We start from the raw sequence: 17858 nt of genomic DNA on the forward strand, positions 1-17858 counted from the left end.
CCCGCCACCTCCCCTCAGCCTTCCCCCCCCTGCCCGTACCCGACGCTGGTCCTTTCTCCGTTTCCGCGCGCCGGCGCGCCGGGGTCCCGGGCCGCGGCCGCGGCCAGCAGGTCGGGGAAGGTACGGGGAGCCGGGGCGCCGGGGCCGGACCGGGTCAGCAATCCCGCGCGTTCGGTAGCGTCCAGTATGTCTATCGATCCCACCGCGGCTTCCGGTCCGGCGGCCACCGATTCCAGGATCCGGATCCATCGGTCCATCAAGGAGTCGACCGTGTCCGCATCGAAGAGGTCCGCCGAGTAGTCGACCGTGACGGTCGATCCGGCGGTGCCGGCGTCGGACACCGCGACCCGCAGATCGAGCCCGGGTACCTCGAGAAGGTCCGTTGCCGCGGCGTCCGGATCACTCGGGTCCGGCTCCGCGGGTGGCGGGCTCCCACAGGCCACCATGACCTGGAACAGCGGATGTCGTGCCGGTGACCGGGGTGGGCGCAGCTCCTCGACCAGCCGCGCGAACGGGATCCCGGCATGGTCGAAGGCGGTCGAATCGACCCGTGCCACGCGGTCGAGAAGCCCGGTGAACGGTTCACCGGAAGCTATTTCGGTCCGCAGTACCACCGCATCGTCGAACGCCGGGGCCGCCCCGGCCGCGGCGCGGGCGCCGCGCCGGGCCACGGGGGCGCCGACCGCGATATCACCGGAACCGCTCAACCGGGCGAGCAGCACCGCCGTCGCGGCATGGACCACCGTGAACAACGAGGTGCCGCGATCCCGCGCGAATCCTTCCAGCGCACCGACCAGCTCCGCGCCCAATCCGAGCCGGCGGTGCCCGCGCCGGCCCGACGCCACCGCCGGACGCGGCCGATCGAAAGGTAGCGGCAGCTCCTCCGGTAGGTCGGCGAGCGTGGCCTGCCAGAACGCGAGGGTTTCGCGGCGGCGCCGGATCCGGGCGCCGGTCCGGGCACTGTCCGGGTGGACCTGTCCGAGGCCGGTGTCCGGCCCGGCGGCCGCGAAGGCATCCAGGAACCGCGCGAATCCGGTCCGGTGTGCCGCCACTTCGGCCTCGGTGTAGAGGTCGGGGTTGGCCATGAAGTGCAGGATCGTCCGCGGTGGATCGCCGGTCTGGTAGAGATCGACCAGCAGATCGTCGACCGGTCCGGAACTGAGGATATGGAATTCCCCGGTGACCGGCCCGAACCGTATCTCCTGGGGGAAGAACATGACGTTCACCATCGGGCCGGCATAGCGATGCTGTCCGTTGCTTCCGGCGGCGGCGCGGATATCGTAGAGGCCGCAGCGCTGATGCCGCAGGGCGCCGATCAGGTCGGATTGAACGTGCCGCACCAGCGTTGCCACCGTGTCTCCGTTGCCGAGCGCGATCGGGAACGGCGCGACATTGACGAATACGCCCCCGGAGCGCCGCAGTACGGCGTTGGTGCGCCCCGATACCGGGATATCGACCAGAACGTCGTCCCGGCCGGTCATCCGGGCCAGATAGCACCCGAAGGCGGCGATCACCACGGCGGCCGGGCTCGCGGCCAGCGCTGTCGCGGACCGGTCTGTCCGGGCCACCGTCTCCGGCGCCAGTTCGCCGAGCACGGTCACACTTTCCGCGCACGCGGGCGCGTAACCGGTCGCGAGACTCGATCCCTCCTGCGCACCGGCGAGCCGCTCCAGCCAATACGCCCGGTCATCGGTGAACCGCTTCGACTCCCGATAGCTGCGATCCGCTTCGTACAAGGTGCGCAGATCCGCCGCCCGGCACGGCTCCACCGGGGCGCCACGCTCCGCGGTCCCGTCCTGCACCGCCGCGGTGTACAGTGCCGCGACCCGGTTCACCATGGTCATCGCGCCGTAGCCGTCCAGCGCTACATGGTGAACCCGGTTGTACCACAGGTAATGTCTGTCGCCGACCTGCAACAGCGCCCCGGCGAACAGGCGGTCCCGGAGTATATCGAGAGGTGCCGTGTATTCGCGGCGCATCCACTGCAGACCCGCCGCCAGCGGATCCGGTTCGCCCCGCATATCGAGGACCGGCCCCGTCGACGCCAGGCCCGGGTCGTACAACTGCTGCGGTTCACCGCCGTTTTGCACCAGACGTAGGTAACCGGATTGGAATTCGTGGCCTGCTCGAAGCAGACTACGGCGCAGTAGCTCGATATCCAGGTCCCCGTGGAGTTCGATGTACTGCGCCTCGGATATCGGGATATCCGGGCGCAGCTGCTGCGCGAGCCACAGTCCCCGCTGCCCGGCGGACAGGGGAACGGGATTTCCGACCGTAGTCCCGGACCGAGCCGTCCCGTTTCCGTCCGATCCTGGCTCGAAATAGGGGTCCGAGCGGTTCATAGCTCTCCTCCATAAGCGGCCGCCCTCAGTGTAAGCAGAGGTTTTTGCCCGAGTACAGACCGAAATTTCGTTTAGCGCCCCGAGTTCTTTCCCAAGGCCCCGAAATCGGCAACGTGTGCCGTAACCGGATCCAGTCTTACGGTATCGATCATGTCGAGCTTCGTGCGAAATGCCGGAAGACGTCACGCTCCGATAAACAACATCACGGGAATTCGTTACGCCTGGCCAACACTTTGTGCGCCGAAACCGGGTACCGGCCGGACGCAACAAGAATTGTCGTACCCGAAGTCCGGTTCGGTCGAGCGGGTAACCCTCGGGTGTCATCCGGCCGTTCGGTACGCGCGGCGCATTATGGTTTCTTCACCACGCGGCCGGGCTCTCATCGAATGCACGACATCGTCCCGATAGTGGTGCGACACCCGGCCGCCGATGGAATCGCGGCAGCGCTGCGAGATAATGGAATACGCCCTCCGACGACCTCACCGGGGGATGCTCAGTTGTCGCGCGCGGCCCTGGCCACCCCGGGTCAGGGTGTGACGATGGGGAAGTTCCGGTCCGGGGTGTCGAGCAATTCCTTCAACTGTGCCGATACCCCGGGGTTCCCGGTGACACCGATACTCCCGGCCCGGACCGCCTCGCCGATATCCCGGCCCGCCGGCAGCACCCCGAGCAGCATCGCCCTGGTGAGCGTGAACGAGGCGGCGGGCGCGGGTCCCCGGTGCCCGGCGGGCAGATCGTAGTGAGCGAGGACACCGTTTCGCAGTTCCATCCGATGCGTTCGCTGTTCGTCGCTGATCCGCCAATCCACGATCATCCGCCGATCCCAGGCCGCGGGGCCGTCGAGGCGCACGGCGAGCGCGTCGAAGACCATGTCGACGGTGAGGGCCATGCGCAGTCCCGCGTTCACCGGCCGGGCAGCCTTGGGCGTCGCGGCGTGGCTAGTCCAGAATGCGCCGGGCGACGTTGGTGGTGACCAGGTCGAGCAGTTCGTCGGCGCGACCGGCGAGGATGGTACGGATGGCATAGATGGTGAACCCTTTGGCCTGTTCTGCCGAGATGGCCGGTGGAATCGTCAATTCCTGCCGTGCCACGACGACGTCGACGAGTGCGGGACCCTCGTGCGCGAGCGCCTCCGCGATGGCCGGCTCCAGGTCGGCGGGCTGTTCTACGCGGCGTCCCCAGATCCCCATGGCCCGGGCGGCGGCGCCGAAGTCGGGATTCGACAGGTCGGTACCGAAATTCACCACCCCGGCCGCCTTCATTTCCAATTCCACGAAGTTCAGCGACGAGTTGTTGAACACGATCACCTTGACCGGTAGGTCGTTCTGCAGCAGCGTGATCAGCTCGCCGAACAGCATCGTCAGTCCGCCGTCTCCGGCGAGGGCGATCACCTGGCGTCCCCGATGGGCCGTCTGTGCACCGATCGCGTGCGGTAAGGCGCAGGCCATCGTGCCGTGGGTGAACGAGCCGGTCAGCCGGCGCCGGCCGTTCATGGTCAGATAGCGGGCCGCCCAGATCGTCGGCGATCCGACGTCGAAGGTGAACACCGCGTCGTCGGCGGCCAGTCGATTCACCACTCCGGCGACGTATTCCGGACGGATGGGCGTGCGGTCGCGGTCGTTGACCGCCAGCGCGTCCAGCGATTGCCGGGTGCGCCGATAATGCCGGAGCGACCTGTCCAGATGCGTTCGATCGGTTTTCTGCTCCAGCAGGGGTGACAGCGCGTCGATCGTGTCCCGCACGCTGCCGACCATGCCCAGGTCGACCGGGGTGCGGCGGCCGAGGTGGCTGCCGCGGATGTCGACCTGGATGATCGCGGCGTCCTCGGGATAGAACTGCGTGTACGGGAAGTCGGTGCCCAGCATCAGTAGCACGTCGGCTTCTTTGATCGCCTTGTATCCGGAGGCGTACCCGAGCAGTCCGGTCATTCCCACGTCGTACGGGTTGTCGTACTCCAGGTGTTCCTTGCCGCGGAACGCGTGCACGATCGGCGAGTTCAGCGTATCGGCCAACGCCATGACCTGGGCGTGCGCGCCGGCGGTACCGGCGCCACCGAGAATCGTCACCCGCGACCCGGCATTCAGGATGTCCGCGGCGTGGCGCAGGGTGGGGTCGTCCGGCCGCACCACCGACCGCGACGGCAGCACCGGCCGGCTGCTCCACCGGTCGCCGGACAGGCGGCTCTGGAAGACCTCACCGGGTATCACGACGACGGCGACACCGTTCTCCTCGACCGCCGCCCGCATCGCCATCTCCACGACACGCGGCGCCGATCGTGGGCTGCTGACGAGCTCGCAGTACACACTGCACTCCCGGAACAACTCCTCGGGATGGGTTTCCTGGAAGTATCCGGACCCGATCTCGCCGATCGGGATGTGCGCGGCGACGGCCAGCACCGGTACCCGGGTGCGCTGGGCGTCGTAGAGTCCGTTGATCAGATGAAGGTTGCCCGGCCCGCAGCTTCCGGCGCAGACGGCGAGCCGGCCTGTCAGCGCCGCCTCCGCGGTGGCCGCGAACGCGGCGGCCTCTTCGTGCCGCACATGCTCCCAGGTGATGCCGTCGGATCGCCGTATCACGTCGGTGAACCCGTTCAGACTGTCACCGGGCAGTCCGTAGACCCGGCGGACGCCGCTGACCTGCAATGCCGTGATCATATGCTGAGCGACAGTCGCCATGGCCCGACCCTACGCGGTGATTGCCGGGATGTAGCCGGACTGCGATACATCATCGGGCCATTTGAACAGATGCGGCCCGAACATGCGGGGGAGTGCGGGTGGCCGCCGGTCGAGGCGGGGAAGAAGTAATGTGATCAGTAATAATGCGCGGCAGTGGAATTCGTGATCGTTCCGATCCGGGGTCATGCCGGGCCGGCGGGGACCCGGATCGGTCGTCCTTCGGTCGCTGCATCCGGCCGATTCGGTGCTCTGCCTCGCCTGAATGGAGTCCGTACTTTACGCGGCTCGCGGCCGGCCCGGATATCGCATCGAAATGGCGTCGGAGGACCGATTCCCCGACTGCTGATCGTCTTCGTCGGGAGCGGCCCACACGGAGGACCGTGCCGCCGGCGGTCGAGCAGGGCGGCTCGTGCGTAGAGGGCGGGGCGTCGGCGGAAATGGGTATATCCGGGGCTATCGCGCGGCTGTCCTGTGCCATGAGGCCCATCAGTACGACCAGCGGGCCGTGCGCTGGTCGAGTGGGCGTCCGCCCTGGTCGGATACCGCTTTGGTGGCCACCCCCATGATCAGTGGGCGAACGATCGGGGGCATACGCCGCCACGACGTTTCCCGCACCTCGCCGAGCTCCAGCCCGCGCGCCCGGATCAGTTCGAGGGTCGCACGATTGCAATGGCAGCCCTCCGCGAACCGGCGCCACGGGCCGGCGAGTCGGTCTTGCCATCGGGCGAGCCGCGGCGATTCGGCACGCACGTGCTCGAGGAACAACAGCTGCCCTCGGGGTCGCAACACGCGCTCGATCTCCCGTAACACCGGATCGGGCTCCGCCACAGTGCACAACACGAGCGTCGAGACGACGGTGTCCACGGTTTCATCCGCGAATGGCAGCCGTTCCGCGGCGGCGTCGACGACGCGTGCCCGGTCTCTACCGCGGGCCAGCCTTCGCGTCAACCGGGTACGCATCGCGGCTTCCGGCTCGGTCAGGGTCAGCTCGTCGAGGTCGTCGGGGTAGTACCGCAGGTTGAGGCCGGTACCGCTGCCGAGCTCGACGGTTCGCCCCCTCGCGCGGCCGAGGAGATCGCGCCGCCGATCGGCCATACCGGATCTCTCGCCCCACCAGAGCAACGGATCGTACAGTGCCGCGAACACTCGTGCCCACAGGCCCGAGCCCTCCACCGCTGCCGCCGGTGCGGCGCCACTGCTCACAGGTTCGACCGTACGCCCGGGGCCGTCGGTGCGCACGCGAATGCCGGTAGAGGTCCGGAGTGTCGATCGGGCCAGACAGGGGAGACCGCCTCGACGGGAAGATCCATACAAGTGTAGATACGTAGATATGCGAATTAATTGATGTATCGAGACGAGGGGACGCCGGGGGAACCGGGAGGGACCGGACCTTCGGTCCGCACACCGACACAGACGCGGGGCGGACCGGATTCATACGTAACGGGTGAGGCGTCGAGTGGCGGGGTGGACTTGGGTGGGGTCCGATCACTTCTCGGGAGGCGGGATATGGCGACCTACAGGACAGAACCCGGAGGCTCTCCGGTGAAGCAGGGCGTGGCGGCGGTGACCTCGATCGCGGCCGCAGTCCTGTTGCTCGCGGTGGGTGTGCTGTCGATTCTGGCGGGTATCTCGGCGATCGCGGGTGATGAGCTGTTCGTGACCGGGCCGAACTACATTCTCCAGTTCGACACCACCACCTGGGGCTGGATCCATCTCGTGCTGGGCATCCTGCTGGTGGTCGCGGCGCTGGCCCTGATGTCCGGCGCGCTGTGGGCGCGGATCACGGCGGTGGTGCTGGCCGGGCTGTCGATCATCGCGAACTTCCTGTGGATCCCGTACTACCCGTGGTGGTCGATCGTGATCATCGCGATCGATCTGGTGGTCATCTGGGCGGTCTCCACCTGGCGGCCGGAACAGATGTAGGACGAGCCGGCACGTCCGCGCCACACCCGAGAGCCCGGCCGGATCATGCCCCGGCGCCGGCGGTCCCTGATGCCGCGTCGATGTGACGGAGGTCTGTGCCCCGGTGGGTTGCGGCCCATTCGGGCGCGAGGATCGACATCACGGTGGCGTCGATCCACTCGTCTCGATAGGCAGTGCTTGGCGCAGGGCGCCTTCGGCGCGGAAGCCCACCTTCTCGTAGACATGGTGCGCGCGACGGTTGAAGGCATATACCTCCAGCGAAATCCGGTGGAGGCCGAGCCGCTCGAAGCCGTAGCCGACGATCAGGCGCGTGGCCTCGGTGCCCAGCCCGCGTCCCCGTCCGGCGGGACCGAGCAGAATACGGAAATTGCCGCTGCGGTTGGCGGGATGCCACTGGTTCAGCACCGCTTCTCCGACGCACCGGCCGTCGGTGTTGTCGACGACCGCCAGGTCGAGCCGGTCCCGTTGCCCGGCCCGGCTCGCGTACCAGTCGCGTAACCCCGAGACCTCGGCCGGGTCCTCGGGCGCGAACTCTTCCCTCTCGTCGTGGACGCTACCCGTGAGCCGGCGGACCTCCGGGTCGCGCAGCGCCGCACGGAGGCCGTCGAGATCCGCGTCGGCGAACGGCCGGAGGAGAACTCTCCGACCGGTGAGGACGGGTTTGACGGAGAAATCCGAGAGCTGGGCCATCACTGCATTATGTGGACTGGTCCGCGGACCGGCCATGTCGGTCTCGCAAGCAGAGCGTGCGGCGAAATCGGTCAGGGGTCCGCGCCCTGCGCGCCGTCGCGCGATCCGGGCATTGAGCCATGGATCCGGTGACATTCTTCTCTGACCCGCCGCGCTCACGGGCGGGAGCATCGAAGGAGGGGCCGGCCCGGAGACGAACTTGATTGTTCCTCGCCCTGGCCTGACCACCGAGAGCACCCGAAAGGAGGCCGAAACATGGAAATCGGTCTGTCCACTACTCTGCACACCACCTTCGAAGAAGCCGTTCAGCGCACCCGTGCCGCCCTGGCCGAACAAGGCTTCGGGGTGCTCACCGAAATCGATATGCGGGCCACACTCGAGGCCAAATTGGGCGAGAAGATGGAGGATTACCTGATTCTCGGCGCGTGCAATCCGTCGCTGGCCCACCGAGCCGTCGGCGTCGACCGCCGGATCGGCCTGTTACTGCCCTGCAATGTGGTGGTGCGCCGCGATCTCGATTCTGTTACCGCCGTTGTCATCGAGGCGATGAATCCGCAGGTGATGGTCAAGGTGACCGAGGAACGAGCGCTGGAACCGATAGCCGAGGAGGCCACCGCGAAACTGCAGGCGGCACTCGAATCGCTGGACTCCGGCGAGAACTGATCGACATCGGCGGGTATCGCCGGCCCGGGGGCGGACCCACGATACGGACTCGGGCGGGCACGCCGGCGTTCTCAGGTGGTGTGGGCGACGAGGACCGGGCAGTGGGCGCGCTGGACCACGATATTGCTCTTGGATCCCAGGAGCAGTCCGCGGAAACCACCGCGTCCGCGACTTCCGACGACGACCAGCCGGGCGGACTCCGACCACTGGATCAGGTGCAGATCCGGTCCCGCCAGATAGGTCCGGCGGGTCACCCGGACACCGGGATACTTCTCCATCCAGTCGGCCAGCCAGCTGCGGAGCTCGGCGTCGGCAGCCTCCGCGATCGGTGGATCCTCGATCATGTCCGGCATACCGGCGAACCAGTGAGCGCGTAGATCGTGCCAGGTGTGGAGTGCGATCAGATCCGCACCGCGGGCGTCCGCCTCGGCGAAGGCGGCCGCCGCGGCGGCGGCACTGCACGGGGAACCGTCCAGGCCGACGACGACCGGCCCGTGCCGGTGCGCCGGCCGGCCGGGCGTGGCGCAGCATGCGACGACCACGTGGCCGTGGCCGTGGGCGACGACGGACAACAGGGTCGAACCGAGATGGGTGAGGGTCGATCCGTGGCCGGATGCGCCGAGGACAGTGAGGTCGGCCGTAGCCGAGAGGTCGATGAGCCGCCGGGCCGCACTCTCCTCGGACAGTTCGGTCTCCACCGGCAGCGACGGGTCGATGCGGAGAGCCTCTTCGCGGGCGGTCGCGAGGAATTCGGCACCTCGGCGGCGGAGGGTGTCGACCACGGGTGGTTTCACGGCGTCGTGGACTCTCCGGACGGCCCGAGCCGCGCGCAGGTTGTAGCCGTGCACAATCCGTAGCACCCGGTGACGTTGCGCGGCTGTCTCGCTCGCCCACCGCACCGCCAGATCGGAGGCCTCGGAGCCGTCGACGCCGACAACGATCTGCCCGGGTCGCGGGGACGGGACATCGTCCACCGGTTCCGGCTGTGTTTCACCTACCCGGTTCATCGCCCGTCTCCGGGCACACGGCTCGCGGATGCGATGGTGACCCTGTCGTGGTGCGGCTGTAGCTCCGGTGGGGCCGTCACTCCCGCGGCCAGCAGGATGCGATGGGCCTGTTGAGCGGCGGCGCGCATCCGGGCGTCGTCGGCCTCGTCCGGTTCGACCGGGGAGCGTTCGAGACCCCGGGCGAGTACGCCGACGGCCTCACCCAGCGCGCGGACCGATGCGCTCAGGTCCGCGGTGTGCCCCGGGATCCGGCTCTGCTTCCGGCGCCGGGACCCGTCGGTGGACGGGGACGGCGCGCCGGACAGCAACCGGCACAGCGGTTCGGGCAGAACCCCGAAGACCCGGCCGAGCTGTCCCGGTGAGAACATGCCGGCGAGTACCCCGGTCACCGCACCGGCGATGTAACCGACCTCGCCGCGCTCGATCCCGGCCTCGCGGGCGAATCGGTCCGCGAAATCCTCCGCGTCGTGCGGTAGCGGTACCCGGCTCGGCACCCAGCCGCTGTAGTAGGTGCCGCGCAGTAGTTCGGGCAGCTGGGCGGCCAGATGCGCCGCCCCGGCGACCCCGAGCTGATCACGGACTGTGTGCAACCAGGCCCGCAGAACCCGATAGGCGCGGGGTTCGTCGGTCCCGAGAGAGGCCGCTACCGCGCGTATCCACTCGTGCGCTGTGCCCGCGGCCGCTGCCACGGGATCATGGAGATGAGACATCGGAGGTCCTCGCTTACGGTCGGGCTACCGCGGCGTCTCCTCGATCCGCTCTCCGGGTTGCGGAAATTCGTCGCGGACGCTGTATCGCCAGTGTCGCGCCGCGGACCAGCTCCGGACAGAGCAGAAAGTCACCGGTGGACGGGCCGACCTCGGCGGCGTGCGGACTCCGGGCAGGCGGAAGGGCCTGCCGCTCGCGGCGACACGGCCACGGCTCGGCGAGTTCGCCGCTCGGGTGCTAGCGGATGCCCGCGTCGCCGGTGGCGAAGGCGTCGGGGTGGATGGTCAGGAAATCGGTCACCGGTCGGCGTGGAGTGGGCGCCTGGTCCGCGCGGTGGGGCGCGAGTCCCACACGCAGCACCACCTGGGCCGTGCCGTGCCCACCGATCAGGGTCGAGGCGATGCGCTGGGTCGTGGGGAGTTCGGTGATATGGGTCAGCGTGCAGGACGCCAGGCCGGCCGCGGTGCATTCGAGCAGGATCTCCGACAGCGCCTCACCGGTCCGCAGCCATGCGAGGCCGGACTCCTCGGTGGTACCGAGCACCCATAATTGCGCGCGGTCTTCCTGTGCGCCGCCGTGTGCGGCGTGAGCCGGGGCCGGGAACTTGCGCCCGACCGGTACCCGGGCGGCCTCCACCTCCGAGACCAGGGCAGTGGCGGGTACTCCTTCGGGAAGATTCTCGTGACCGGCCCACCATTGCAGTTCGCTGTGGTAGGGCATGTCGTAGTGCCGGAGCGCGGCCGAGTGTTCCGAGGCCCGGCTCAGCCGGGTGGCCGCCTCCGCGTCGAGGACGTCCAGTTCGACCTCGTATTCACGGGCCAGCAGCCGGGCCGCCTCGGCCCGGCCGGACAGGTCACCCGGGTCCATCAGCGGGAGACGGTTGGTGCGGCGGCGCTCGATGACCTCGGGGAGCGTGCGCAGCGCGGCCGGCGCGTCCGGCCACGGCGCGAAGGTGAGGACGGCCAGTAGTCCCGGGTCGTCGGGGTCGGGCATACGCTCGACTCCGGTCCGCCACCCGGCCGCCGCGAAGGCGGCGCGGGCGTGGTGCAGCATGGTGCCACAGCTGATCACGAGTTGGCGGCCGGTGGGATCGGCCGATGTGAGAAGCCGTTCGTCGTCGCGGTAGAGGTATAGCTGTCCGTCGCGATACACCCACTGCCAGGGCTGCGTGTTGTGCACCGACGGCGCGCGTGCCGCTACGCGCATGGCGTCGAACAAGGTGGCACGGCCGGGTGCGGAAGTGGCCCCGGGGACGTCGTTGTCGGTCATCTCGCCAGTGTGGGGGCGTGACAGCGGTGCCGGGCAGGGCCGGTCGACGGTACGTGGGGCACCGGAACCGTGGTCCCTGGGCCCTCCCGTTTCACGACATTCGACCCTGTCGGCGGGGCTCCCGCTTCGGTACCGGATCCCCGAGCGCGGTAGCCGACGGCGTGATCGGTGTGTGCGCAACCGATATCGGCATTCGGCCCGTCGTGGCCGAGCGGTCACGGGCCGGGCTCGACGGACCCGTAGGGTCAGGGCAGCGGCGCGCTCCAGCACAGGACAGTGCCGCCGGTCGGTGTGCGGCCCACCGTGCAATGCCCGCCGGCCCGCTCCGCCCGGACCCGCAGGTTGGCCAGCCCGCTACGCCGCCGGATCTCGGGCGACAAGCCGACGCCGTCGTCCGCCACCTCGAGAGTCACCTCGTCGCCCACGCGCAGCTCGACCGACAGTGTGGTGGCGTGGGCGTGCCGCACCACATTGCTGACCGCCTCGCGCAGGACCGCCTCGATATCGTCGGAGAGAGGCGGGGCGAGGACGGTGACCGGCCCGCTGAGCCGGATCGTCGTGCGCAGCTCGGTCTCGGCGCTCAGTTCGGTGACGATACCGTGCAGATGCCGGCGGTAGCCGGCCGATTCGGTGGTCGTGGTGCTGTGCAGATCGAAGATCGAGTGCCGGATCTCCTGCATGATCGATTGCAGGTCGTCGATGGTTTCGCCCAGTCGTGCGCGTACCTCGTCGCTGCGGGCGCGCTGCAGGGTGCCCTGGAGGCCGAGGCCCAGGGCGAAAAGGCGCTGGATGACGTGGTCGTGCAGGTCGCGGGCGATCCGGTCGCGGTCGGCGACCACATCCAGTTCCCGCATCCGGCGCTGGGTCTCCGCCAGCCGCAGGGCCAGTGCGGCCTGGTTGGCGATCACCGTCATCATGGCCCGGACGGCGGGATCGAAGGTATTGCCGCCGGGAGGCTGGACGGTGGCGAGGACCCCGATGATGGTGTCCTCGGCGCGCAGCGGGAGCACGAGTGCCGGACCGAAATCGCCGGAGATCCCGGGTAATACATCGGTGGCCAGCTGTTCGACGGCGATCGTCTGTCCGTGCCGGAACGCCTTGCTCGATTGCGAACCGTGCAGGGGCAGGCGGTGCCCGCGGAATTCGTGGGCCTGCTCACCGGATACCGCGGCAACGGTCAGTTCGCGCACCTCGTGACCGGGGATATCGGGATCATCGGGCAGTGCCACGAACGTGCACGCGGCGCCGGTGAGGGTGCGTGCCCGCTCGGTGACCAGGTCGAGGATGTCCTGGGGTTCGCCGCCCGCGAGCAGTTCGGTGGCCACATCGCGGGTGGCTTCCAGCCAGTGCCGGCGCCGCCGGGACTGTTCGTAGAGGCGGGCGTTCTCGATGGCGATCCCGGCCGCCGCCGCCAGGGCCTGCACCACGACCTCGTCGTCCTCGGTGAATTCCTTGGCCCCGATCTTCTCGGTGAGGTAGAGGTTGCCGAACACCTCGTCCCGCACTTTGACCGGCACCCCGAGGAAACTGTGCATGGGCGGATGGTGTGCCGGGAAACCGACCGACGCCGGATGCTCGGAGATATTGGTGAGGCGGATGGGTTCGGGCTGCTGGATGAGCACCCCCAGCACCCCGTGACCGCGGGGCAGATCGCCGATCCGGTATCGGGTGGCGTCGTCGATACCCTCGTAGACGAATTCGGCCAACTGGTCACTGGTCGAATCGGTGCCGCGGACACCGAGTGCGCCGTATCCGGCGTCGACCAACTCGATGGCGGTGTGCACGATCGACCGGAGGGTGTCGTCCAGATCGAGCCCCGCGGTGATGGAGAGCATCGCCTCCATCAGCCGATCCATCCGGTCACGCACGTCGACGATCTGGGCGATACGCTCCTGCACCTCGTCCAGCAGTTCGTGCAGCCGCAGCTGGGACAGCGTTTCGGTCACCGGGGGCCGGTCACTCGTCGCGGGCACCTGGCGTTCCATACCCGATATTCTTCCACCGGCCTGTCGTCCGACGCTACCGTCGGGCCTGGTCACGGTCGGTTCACGGGTCACCCGCGGTCGGGCGGGATCATCTTGGTGGCGAGAACCGCGGCCTGGGTCCGGCGTTCGACGCCGAGTTTGGTGAGCAACCGCGAGACATAGTTCTTGACGGTTTTCTCGGCCAGGAACATGCGACCGGCGATCTGCCGGTTCGTGAGCCCCTCGCCCAGCAGCGCGAGCAGGGTGCGTTCCTGTTCGGTCAGCCCGGCGAGCGGACCCGTCGCGGTTTCGGCCTCGGCCCGGAATTTCGCCATCAGCGCGGCGGCGGCCCGATTGTCCAGCAGGGATCTGCCGGCCGCCACCTCGCGAATGGCGCGCACGAGTTCCAGGCCGGTGATGTCCTTGACGACGTATCCGCTGGCGCCGGCGAGGATGGCGTCGAGCATGGCCTGGTCGTCGGTGAAGGAGGTGAGCATCAGACACCGGAGTCCCGTATTCGCCGACAGCAGTTCCCGGCACAATTCGATGCCGTTGCCATCCGGTAGGCGGACGTCTAGGACGGCGACATCGGGCCGCAGTGCCGGAATCCGGGCCAGCGCCTGGGAGACATCGGCCGCCTCGCCGACGACTTCGAGGTCGGTCTCCGCATCGATCAGGTCGGCGACCCCGCGCCGTACTATCTCGTGGTCGTCGACCAGGAACACCCTGACCATGGTCTCGCCTCTCTCGGGGAGGAGTTGTTCTCAGCGTACGGAGTGCAGAGTCCCCGGGGCGGCGGCATGGGCCTCGTATCCGACGACGAACGGCACTTGACCGGCCGATCGTTCTGTGCAGGTCGCGCCGAGGGGACTGCCCTACCCGTGCGCGTGGGCCACCGCCGTCAGTGCGGCGACGAGGCGTTCACCGATCTGCTCGGCCGCCGGCCCCAGCGCGGGTTGCCCACTGCATTCCACGAGCAGTCGCGGGTCGGTCGTTTCGACGAGAGTGATCGAATCGGCGTGGCGCACGGTGATATCGCAGGGCAGCAGTGGGGTGATCCGCCCATTGACCCGGGCCGCGTATGCGGCGAGGTCCGGATCGAAGGCGCCGAGAAGCAGGTGCTCGGCCGTCTCGGCGCCGGACCCCCGGTCCGGGTCGGCGGGGAGGGCCAATTCGTACGCGATCTCGAAACCGCTGTCCCGCAGCACGGTACGGACCGTCCGGGCGACCGCCGCGACGGATGCGGGTATCCGCACGCTCAGCGTGGTGGAGGTGACCGGGACGCGTATTTCGGTGAGCAGGTCGGCGGGGGTGACGGCCTCATCCGGCGCGATCCGATAGATCTCGGTGGGCGGTCCGGTGGCCTGGAGACCGGAGTGCCGGAGCCAGTCGTCGAGCGCGCGGTAGGCGGCGCCGATGCTCGCATAATCGCCGTAATGGCAGGTGCGCGCGTAACACCGGGGTCCGGCGCGGCGGAGGGTGAACTCGCCGTCCGAGGTGCCCGCCGCCGAGGCCTCGACCGGAAGGACCAGCTCGACCTCGGCAGCCGCGCCGGACCGGAAATCGCCGTGGTAGGTGGTGGCGGGTGGACCTACCGGCAGCAGGCCAAGGGTTCGGACGAGACGATAGAGGTCGGTCATGCCGTCCCGGATATCGTCACCCGCCCGGTCGCTTCGTACGGTCCGCCGGATCGTGAGAACGGTCTGCGGCGCGGATTCGTGAAGATCCACCTGATATGCCATGAAGCGCCGGTCCTTTCGGCGCCGTCGGCCGCTGTGGCGGAGCGCGTCGCCCGTGTATCGGGTGCGTGCACGCGTGACCGGACTCGCCGCCGTGACCGGGCGCCGGACTCGCTTCCTCGTCTCGCCGCACGCAACGATTCCCTAGACGGTATAGCGGGCCGGCCAGGCGTACCCAGGGCCGGTCGGCCTCCGTCCCAGGGACATTCGGCCCCGTCCGAGGGGACGGCTTTTCCGTAGCGCGGGAGCAGGGAGTGGTGTCCGGATCTGCCGGTGTACCGCCGGGAAGGTACTTGGTGAGCGGTGGCAGAGGGCATTCGGCCCTGTCTCTTTCCTTGTCGTGGTGGTGATCTGGGGGGAGGTGCCGACAGAGGAAGCGGGGAAACGAGGTGAAAGGTCCCGAACTGTCCCCGGGCTACGGCGGAGCGGCACGGCGAACCGTGCCGCTGGAGCGTGCCGAAGCCCTGCGCCTGCTCGCCGCCGCCCCGTTCGGGCGCATCGTCTTCACCGCCGACGCGCTGCCCGCGGTACGGCCGGTGAATCATCTCATCGGCGACAGCGGAGAGGTGATCGTGCGGACCCAGCCGTTCGCCGGGCTGGCCCGGGCGGCACTCGGCCGCCCGGCCATCGTCGCCTATCACGCCGACGAGATCGACCCGGTGCGGCGGATCGGCTGGTCGGTGCTGGTCACCGGGCCGGCGCGGCTGGTCACCGCCGCTGAACTCGCCGCGGAGTACGCGCGGCGGCTCGGCCCCTGGGGAGATCCGGACAGCGGCGTCGTCATCGGTATCGAACCCACCCTGGTCAGCGGGTCGAGGTTGATCGAGGAGGTCCCGGTGTGAACCCGGTGACCATGCGGGCGTGGCGGGTGGACGCGCCCAGGGGGGTCGACCGGAAACCGATCATCGCGCGACGGGAACCGCGCCCGCGACCGGGTCCGGGTGAGCTCCTCGCCCGGGTACTGGCCTGCGGTGTGTGCCGTACGGATCTGCACGTGGTGGAAGGCGACCTGCCTGTGCACCGGCCGCATGTCGTACCGGGTCACGAGGTCGTCGCCGAGGTCGTCTCCACCGCGGGACAGGGTGACTTCACGGTGGGGGACCGCGTCGGGATCCCGTGGTTGCGGCACACCTGCGGTGTGTGCGGGTACTGCCGGAAAGGTGCGGAGAACCTGTGCCCGGACTCGCGGTACACCGGATGGGACGCGGACGGCGGGTATGCCGAATATGTCACCGTCCCGGCGGATTTCGCGTTGGCGCTGCCTACCGGGTACCCGGACCGGGACCTGGCGCCCCTGTTGTGCGCGGGCATCATCGGCTATCGGGCGCTCACCCGGGCCCTCCTGCCCGAGGGCGGGACATTGGGTATCTACGGCTTCGGCGGCAGCGCCCACCTGACCGCTCAGGTCGCTCTTGCCCGGGGCGCTCGCGTCCATGTCATGACCCGCGGCGCCGCGGCCCGCGAGCTCGCGCTGGGTCTCGGTGTCGCATCGGTACAGCACGCCGCGGATCCACCGCCGGAGCCCCTGGATTCGGCCATTCTGTTCGCACCGGCGGGCGAGCTGGTACCGCCGGCGCTGGAGGCCCTCGGAGCGGGCGGGACCTTGGCGGTGGCGGGAATCCATCTCACCGATATCCCTCCGCTCGACTATCGGCGCCACCTGTTCCGCGAACGGCAGATCCGCAGCGTCACATCCAATACACGCACCGACGCCCGCGAATTTCTCGCCTTCGCGGCGCGCCATCGGCTGCGGGTGACGACCCACCCCTACCCGCTGGAGCGGGCCGACCGGGCCCTGTCCGATCTCGCACACGGTCGTTTCGACGGTGCCGCCGTGTTACTGCCCTGACTCCGGCGGGCGATTTCCGGCCGCCGGAGCCGGAAGCGGTGCGATGCGGCGGGCCGTCCATGGCTTCCCGGCCGTGCTCCGCCGCCTCGTGACCGTCCGCTCAGGCGCGGGTCCGCGCGATGATCACCGGTACGGACACCCCGTGCAACACCGCCTGGCTGGTCGAGCCCAGGCTCATCCCGGCGAAACCACCGCCGCCGTGGCTGCCGACGACAACCAGTTGCGCGTTCTCGGCCTCGTGCAGCAACCTCCGTGCGGGCCGGTCTTCGACGACGACCCGGGTCACCGGGACATCGGGGTACCGGTCGGTGTGCCCGGCCAGGCTCTCGGCCTGGAGAACGCGGGCCTGCTCCTGCATCTCGGGCCGCGACAGGTACCGGAAGAATTCCGACCAGGTGGTGACCGCGACGAGACCGGTGCCGCGGCGCGACGCCTCGTCGAAGGCGATATCGATGGCCTCGGTGCTGTGCGGTGACCCGTCCACCCCGACGACCACGGGCGCGCCCGGGCGGTCGCCGTGTTCACCGTAACTCTGCGGGATCACGGCGACCGGGCAGTGCGCGTGCCGCGCCAGGGAGGTGCTCACCGAACCGAGCAGTCCCCGCCCGATCGCGCTACGGCCGTAGGTGCCGGCCACGACCAAGCGGGCGGCCCGGGATCTCTCGATCAGCGCGGGAGCCGGGTCCGGATCGACCACGATCGTGGTGATCTCCAGCTCACCGGCGATCTCGCGGGCGATCTTCGCGGCGGAGGCGCATACGGCCTCGCCGTCGGCCCGCAGCGCTTGGTTGTCGAAGGCGACGACTCCCAGCCCGGGCCCGAAATCCAGCGGCGCCCCGACTGCGTACACCAGGTTCAGTGGGTCGCCGTGGCCTGCCGCTGTCCGGGCCGCCCATTGGACGGCGGCGAGCGACGCGGCCGAGCCGTCGACACCGACGACTACGGGCTCTCGGGTATGTGTGCTCACGGTGGGCTCACCTTCTCGCTCATCGGCTCCGGAATCCGGGGCCGGCCTGCCGGCCCCGGTTT

The 17858-nt window shown here is 69.1% G+C and carries 16 protein-coding genes; 4 read left to right on the top strand and 12 right to left on the bottom strand.

The features are described 5' to 3' along the window. Window positions 1-14: 14 nt before the first annotated feature. The 4 genes from ACLML9_RS20495 to ACLML9_RS20510 form a co-directional block, all read right to left on the bottom strand. Window positions 15-2342, bottom strand: coding sequence for a condensation domain-containing protein (locus ACLML9_RS20495; protein WP_411947052.1), 2328 nt, complete (start codon window positions 2340-2342; stop codon window positions 15-17). A 526-nt stretch (window positions 2343-2868) separates the two neighbouring features. Beyond that, window positions 2869-3249 (bottom strand): alkyl sulfatase C-terminal domain-containing protein, encoded by a 381-nt coding sequence (locus ACLML9_RS20500; RefSeq protein WP_411947053.1) that lies wholly within the window; start codon window positions 3247-3249, stop codon window positions 2869-2871. 31 nt (window positions 3250-3280) lie between these two features. Further along, window positions 3281-5017: a ubiquinone-dependent pyruvate dehydrogenase gene (gene poxB, locus ACLML9_RS20505; protein ID WP_411947054.1), complete on the bottom strand. Its 1737-nt coding sequence runs from the start codon at window positions 5015-5017 to the stop codon at window positions 3281-3283. A 486-nt stretch (window positions 5018-5503) separates the two neighbouring features. After that, a complete protein-coding gene (locus ACLML9_RS20510; protein WP_411947055.1) occupies window positions 5504-6220 on the bottom strand; it encodes a class I SAM-dependent methyltransferase in 717 nt (238 codons plus the stop codon). A 303-nt stretch (window positions 6221-6523) separates the two neighbouring features. On the opposite strand from ACLML9_RS20510, the gene ACLML9_RS20515 reads away from it, so the two are divergent. Then, window positions 6524-6940 carry a hypothetical protein gene (locus ACLML9_RS20515; protein ID WP_411947056.1) on the top strand — a complete coding sequence of 139 codons (417 nt, stop codon included), beginning with the start codon at window positions 6524-6526 and terminating at the stop codon, window positions 6938-6940. 138 nt (window positions 6941-7078) lie between these two features. Here the strand turns inward: ACLML9_RS20515 and ACLML9_RS20520 are convergent, their stop codons facing one another. Then, the gene (locus ACLML9_RS20520) at window positions 7079-7630 is read right to left on the bottom strand and encodes a GNAT family N-acetyltransferase (RefSeq protein WP_411947057.1); all 552 of its coding nucleotides are present in this window, start codon (window positions 7628-7630) and stop codon (window positions 7079-7081) included. 255 nt (window positions 7631-7885) lie between these two features. Here ACLML9_RS20520 and ACLML9_RS20525 point away from each other — a divergent pair, with 255 nt between their 5' ends. Beyond that, window positions 7886-8293 (top strand): DUF302 domain-containing protein, encoded by a 408-nt coding sequence (locus tag ACLML9_RS20525; protein ID WP_411947058.1) that lies wholly within the window; start codon window positions 7886-7888, stop codon window positions 8291-8293. A gap of 71 nt (window positions 8294-8364) precedes the next feature. Here ACLML9_RS20525 and ACLML9_RS20530 read toward each other — a convergent pair whose 3' ends face one another. From ACLML9_RS20530 to ACLML9_RS20555, 6 genes are all read right to left on the bottom strand, one after another. After that, window positions 8365-9300 (bottom strand): universal stress protein, encoded by a 936-nt coding sequence (locus tag ACLML9_RS20530; protein ID WP_411947059.1) that lies wholly within the window; start codon window positions 9298-9300, stop codon window positions 8365-8367. Further along, window positions 9297-10010 (bottom strand): DUF2267 domain-containing protein, encoded by a 714-nt coding sequence (locus ACLML9_RS20535; RefSeq protein ID WP_411947060.1) that lies wholly within the window; start codon window positions 10008-10010, stop codon window positions 9297-9299. The genes ACLML9_RS20530 and ACLML9_RS20535 overlap by 4 nt, the downstream gene beginning before the upstream one ends. A 235-nt stretch (window positions 10011-10245) precedes the next feature. After that, complete coding sequence (locus ACLML9_RS20540) at window positions 10246-11277, bottom strand: Acg family FMN-binding oxidoreductase (protein ID WP_411947061.1); 1032 nt, start codon at window positions 11275-11277, stop codon at window positions 10246-10248. A 245-nt stretch (window positions 11278-11522) separates the two neighbouring features. Next, window positions 11523-13262, bottom strand: a complete 1740-nt coding sequence (locus ACLML9_RS20545) for a GAF domain-containing protein (protein WP_411947062.1) — start codon at window positions 13260-13262, stop codon at window positions 11523-11525. Window positions 13263-13330: 68 nt separating this feature from the next. Further along, window positions 13331-13975: a response regulator gene (locus ACLML9_RS20550; RefSeq protein WP_411947063.1), complete on the bottom strand. Its 645-nt coding sequence runs from the start codon at window positions 13973-13975 to the stop codon at window positions 13331-13333. A 141-nt stretch (window positions 13976-14116) separates the two neighbouring features. Further along, the gene (locus tag ACLML9_RS20555; RefSeq protein ID WP_411947064.1) at window positions 14117-14983 is read right to left on the bottom strand and encodes a GyrI-like domain-containing protein; all 867 of its coding nucleotides are present in this window, start codon (window positions 14981-14983) and stop codon (window positions 14117-14119) included. 386 nt (window positions 14984-15369) lie between these two features. Here ACLML9_RS20555 and ACLML9_RS20560 point away from each other — a divergent pair, with 386 nt between their 5' ends. Both ACLML9_RS20560 and ACLML9_RS20565 read left to right on the top strand, forming a co-directional pair. Further along, window positions 15370-15822 (top strand): pyridoxamine 5'-phosphate oxidase family protein, encoded by a 453-nt coding sequence (locus ACLML9_RS20560; protein WP_411947065.1) that lies wholly within the window; start codon window positions 15370-15372, stop codon window positions 15820-15822. Window positions 15823-15833: 11 nt separating this feature from the next. Then, window positions 15834-16829 (top strand): zinc-binding alcohol dehydrogenase family protein, encoded by a 996-nt coding sequence (locus tag ACLML9_RS20565; protein ID WP_411947067.1) that lies wholly within the window; start codon window positions 15834-15836, stop codon window positions 16827-16829. A gap of 100 nt (window positions 16830-16929) precedes the next feature. Here ACLML9_RS20565 and ACLML9_RS20570 read toward each other — a convergent pair whose 3' ends face one another. Continuing rightward, a complete protein-coding gene (locus tag ACLML9_RS20570) occupies window positions 16930-17796 on the bottom strand; it encodes a universal stress protein (protein WP_411947066.1) in 867 nt (288 codons plus the stop codon). Between the last annotated feature and the right edge of the window lie 62 nt (window positions 17797-17858).

The sequence above is a fragment of the Nocardia sp. NPDC002869 genome, assembly GCF_046764065.1.
Taxonomy (GTDB): Bacteria; Actinomycetota; Actinomycetes; order Mycobacteriales; family Mycobacteriaceae; genus Nocardia; species Nocardia rhamnosiphila.

Bases quoted from the DNA above. Each gene is read 5' to 3' on its own strand.
- poxB (WP_411947054.1), bottom strand. From the start codon at position 5,017: ATGGCGACTGTCGCTCAGCATATGATCACGGCATTGCAGGTCAGCGGC.
- ACLML9_RS20495 (WP_411947052.1), bottom strand. From the start codon at position 2,342: ATGAACCGCTCGGACCCCTATTTCGAGCCAGGATCGGACGGAAACGGG.
- ACLML9_RS20520 (WP_411947057.1), bottom strand. From the start codon at position 7,630: ATGGCCCAGCTCTCGGATTTCTCCGTCAAACCCGTCCTCACCGGTCGG.
- ACLML9_RS20515 (WP_411947056.1), top strand. From the start codon at position 6,524: ATGGCGACCTACAGGACAGAACCCGGAGGCTCTCCGGTGAAGCAGGGC.
- ACLML9_RS20540 (WP_411947061.1), bottom strand. From the start codon at position 11,277: ATGACCGACAACGACGTCCCCGGGGCCACTTCCGCACCCGGCCGTGCC.
- ACLML9_RS20565 (WP_411947067.1), top strand. From the start codon at position 15,834: ATGCGGGCGTGGCGGGTGGACGCGCCCAGGGGGGTCGACCGGAAACCG.
- ACLML9_RS20555 (WP_411947064.1), bottom strand. From the start codon at position 14,983: ATGGCATATCAGGTGGATCTTCACGAATCCGCGCCGCAGACCGTTCTC.
- ACLML9_RS20525 (WP_411947058.1), top strand. From the start codon at position 7,886: ATGGAAATCGGTCTGTCCACTACTCTGCACACCACCTTCGAAGAAGCC.
- ACLML9_RS20530 (WP_411947059.1), bottom strand. From the start codon at position 9,300: ATGAACCGGGTAGGTGAAACACAGCCGGAACCGGTGGACGATGTCCCG.
- ACLML9_RS20545 (WP_411947062.1), bottom strand. From the start codon at position 13,262: ATGGAACGCCAGGTGCCCGCGACGAGTGACCGGCCCCCGGTGACCGAA.
- ACLML9_RS20550 (WP_411947063.1), bottom strand. From the start codon at position 13,975: ATGGTCAGGGTGTTCCTGGTCGACGACCACGAGATAGTACGGCGCGGG.
- ACLML9_RS20535 (WP_411947060.1), bottom strand. From the start codon at position 10,010: ATGTCTCATCTCCATGATCCCGTGGCAGCGGCCGCGGGCACAGCGCAC.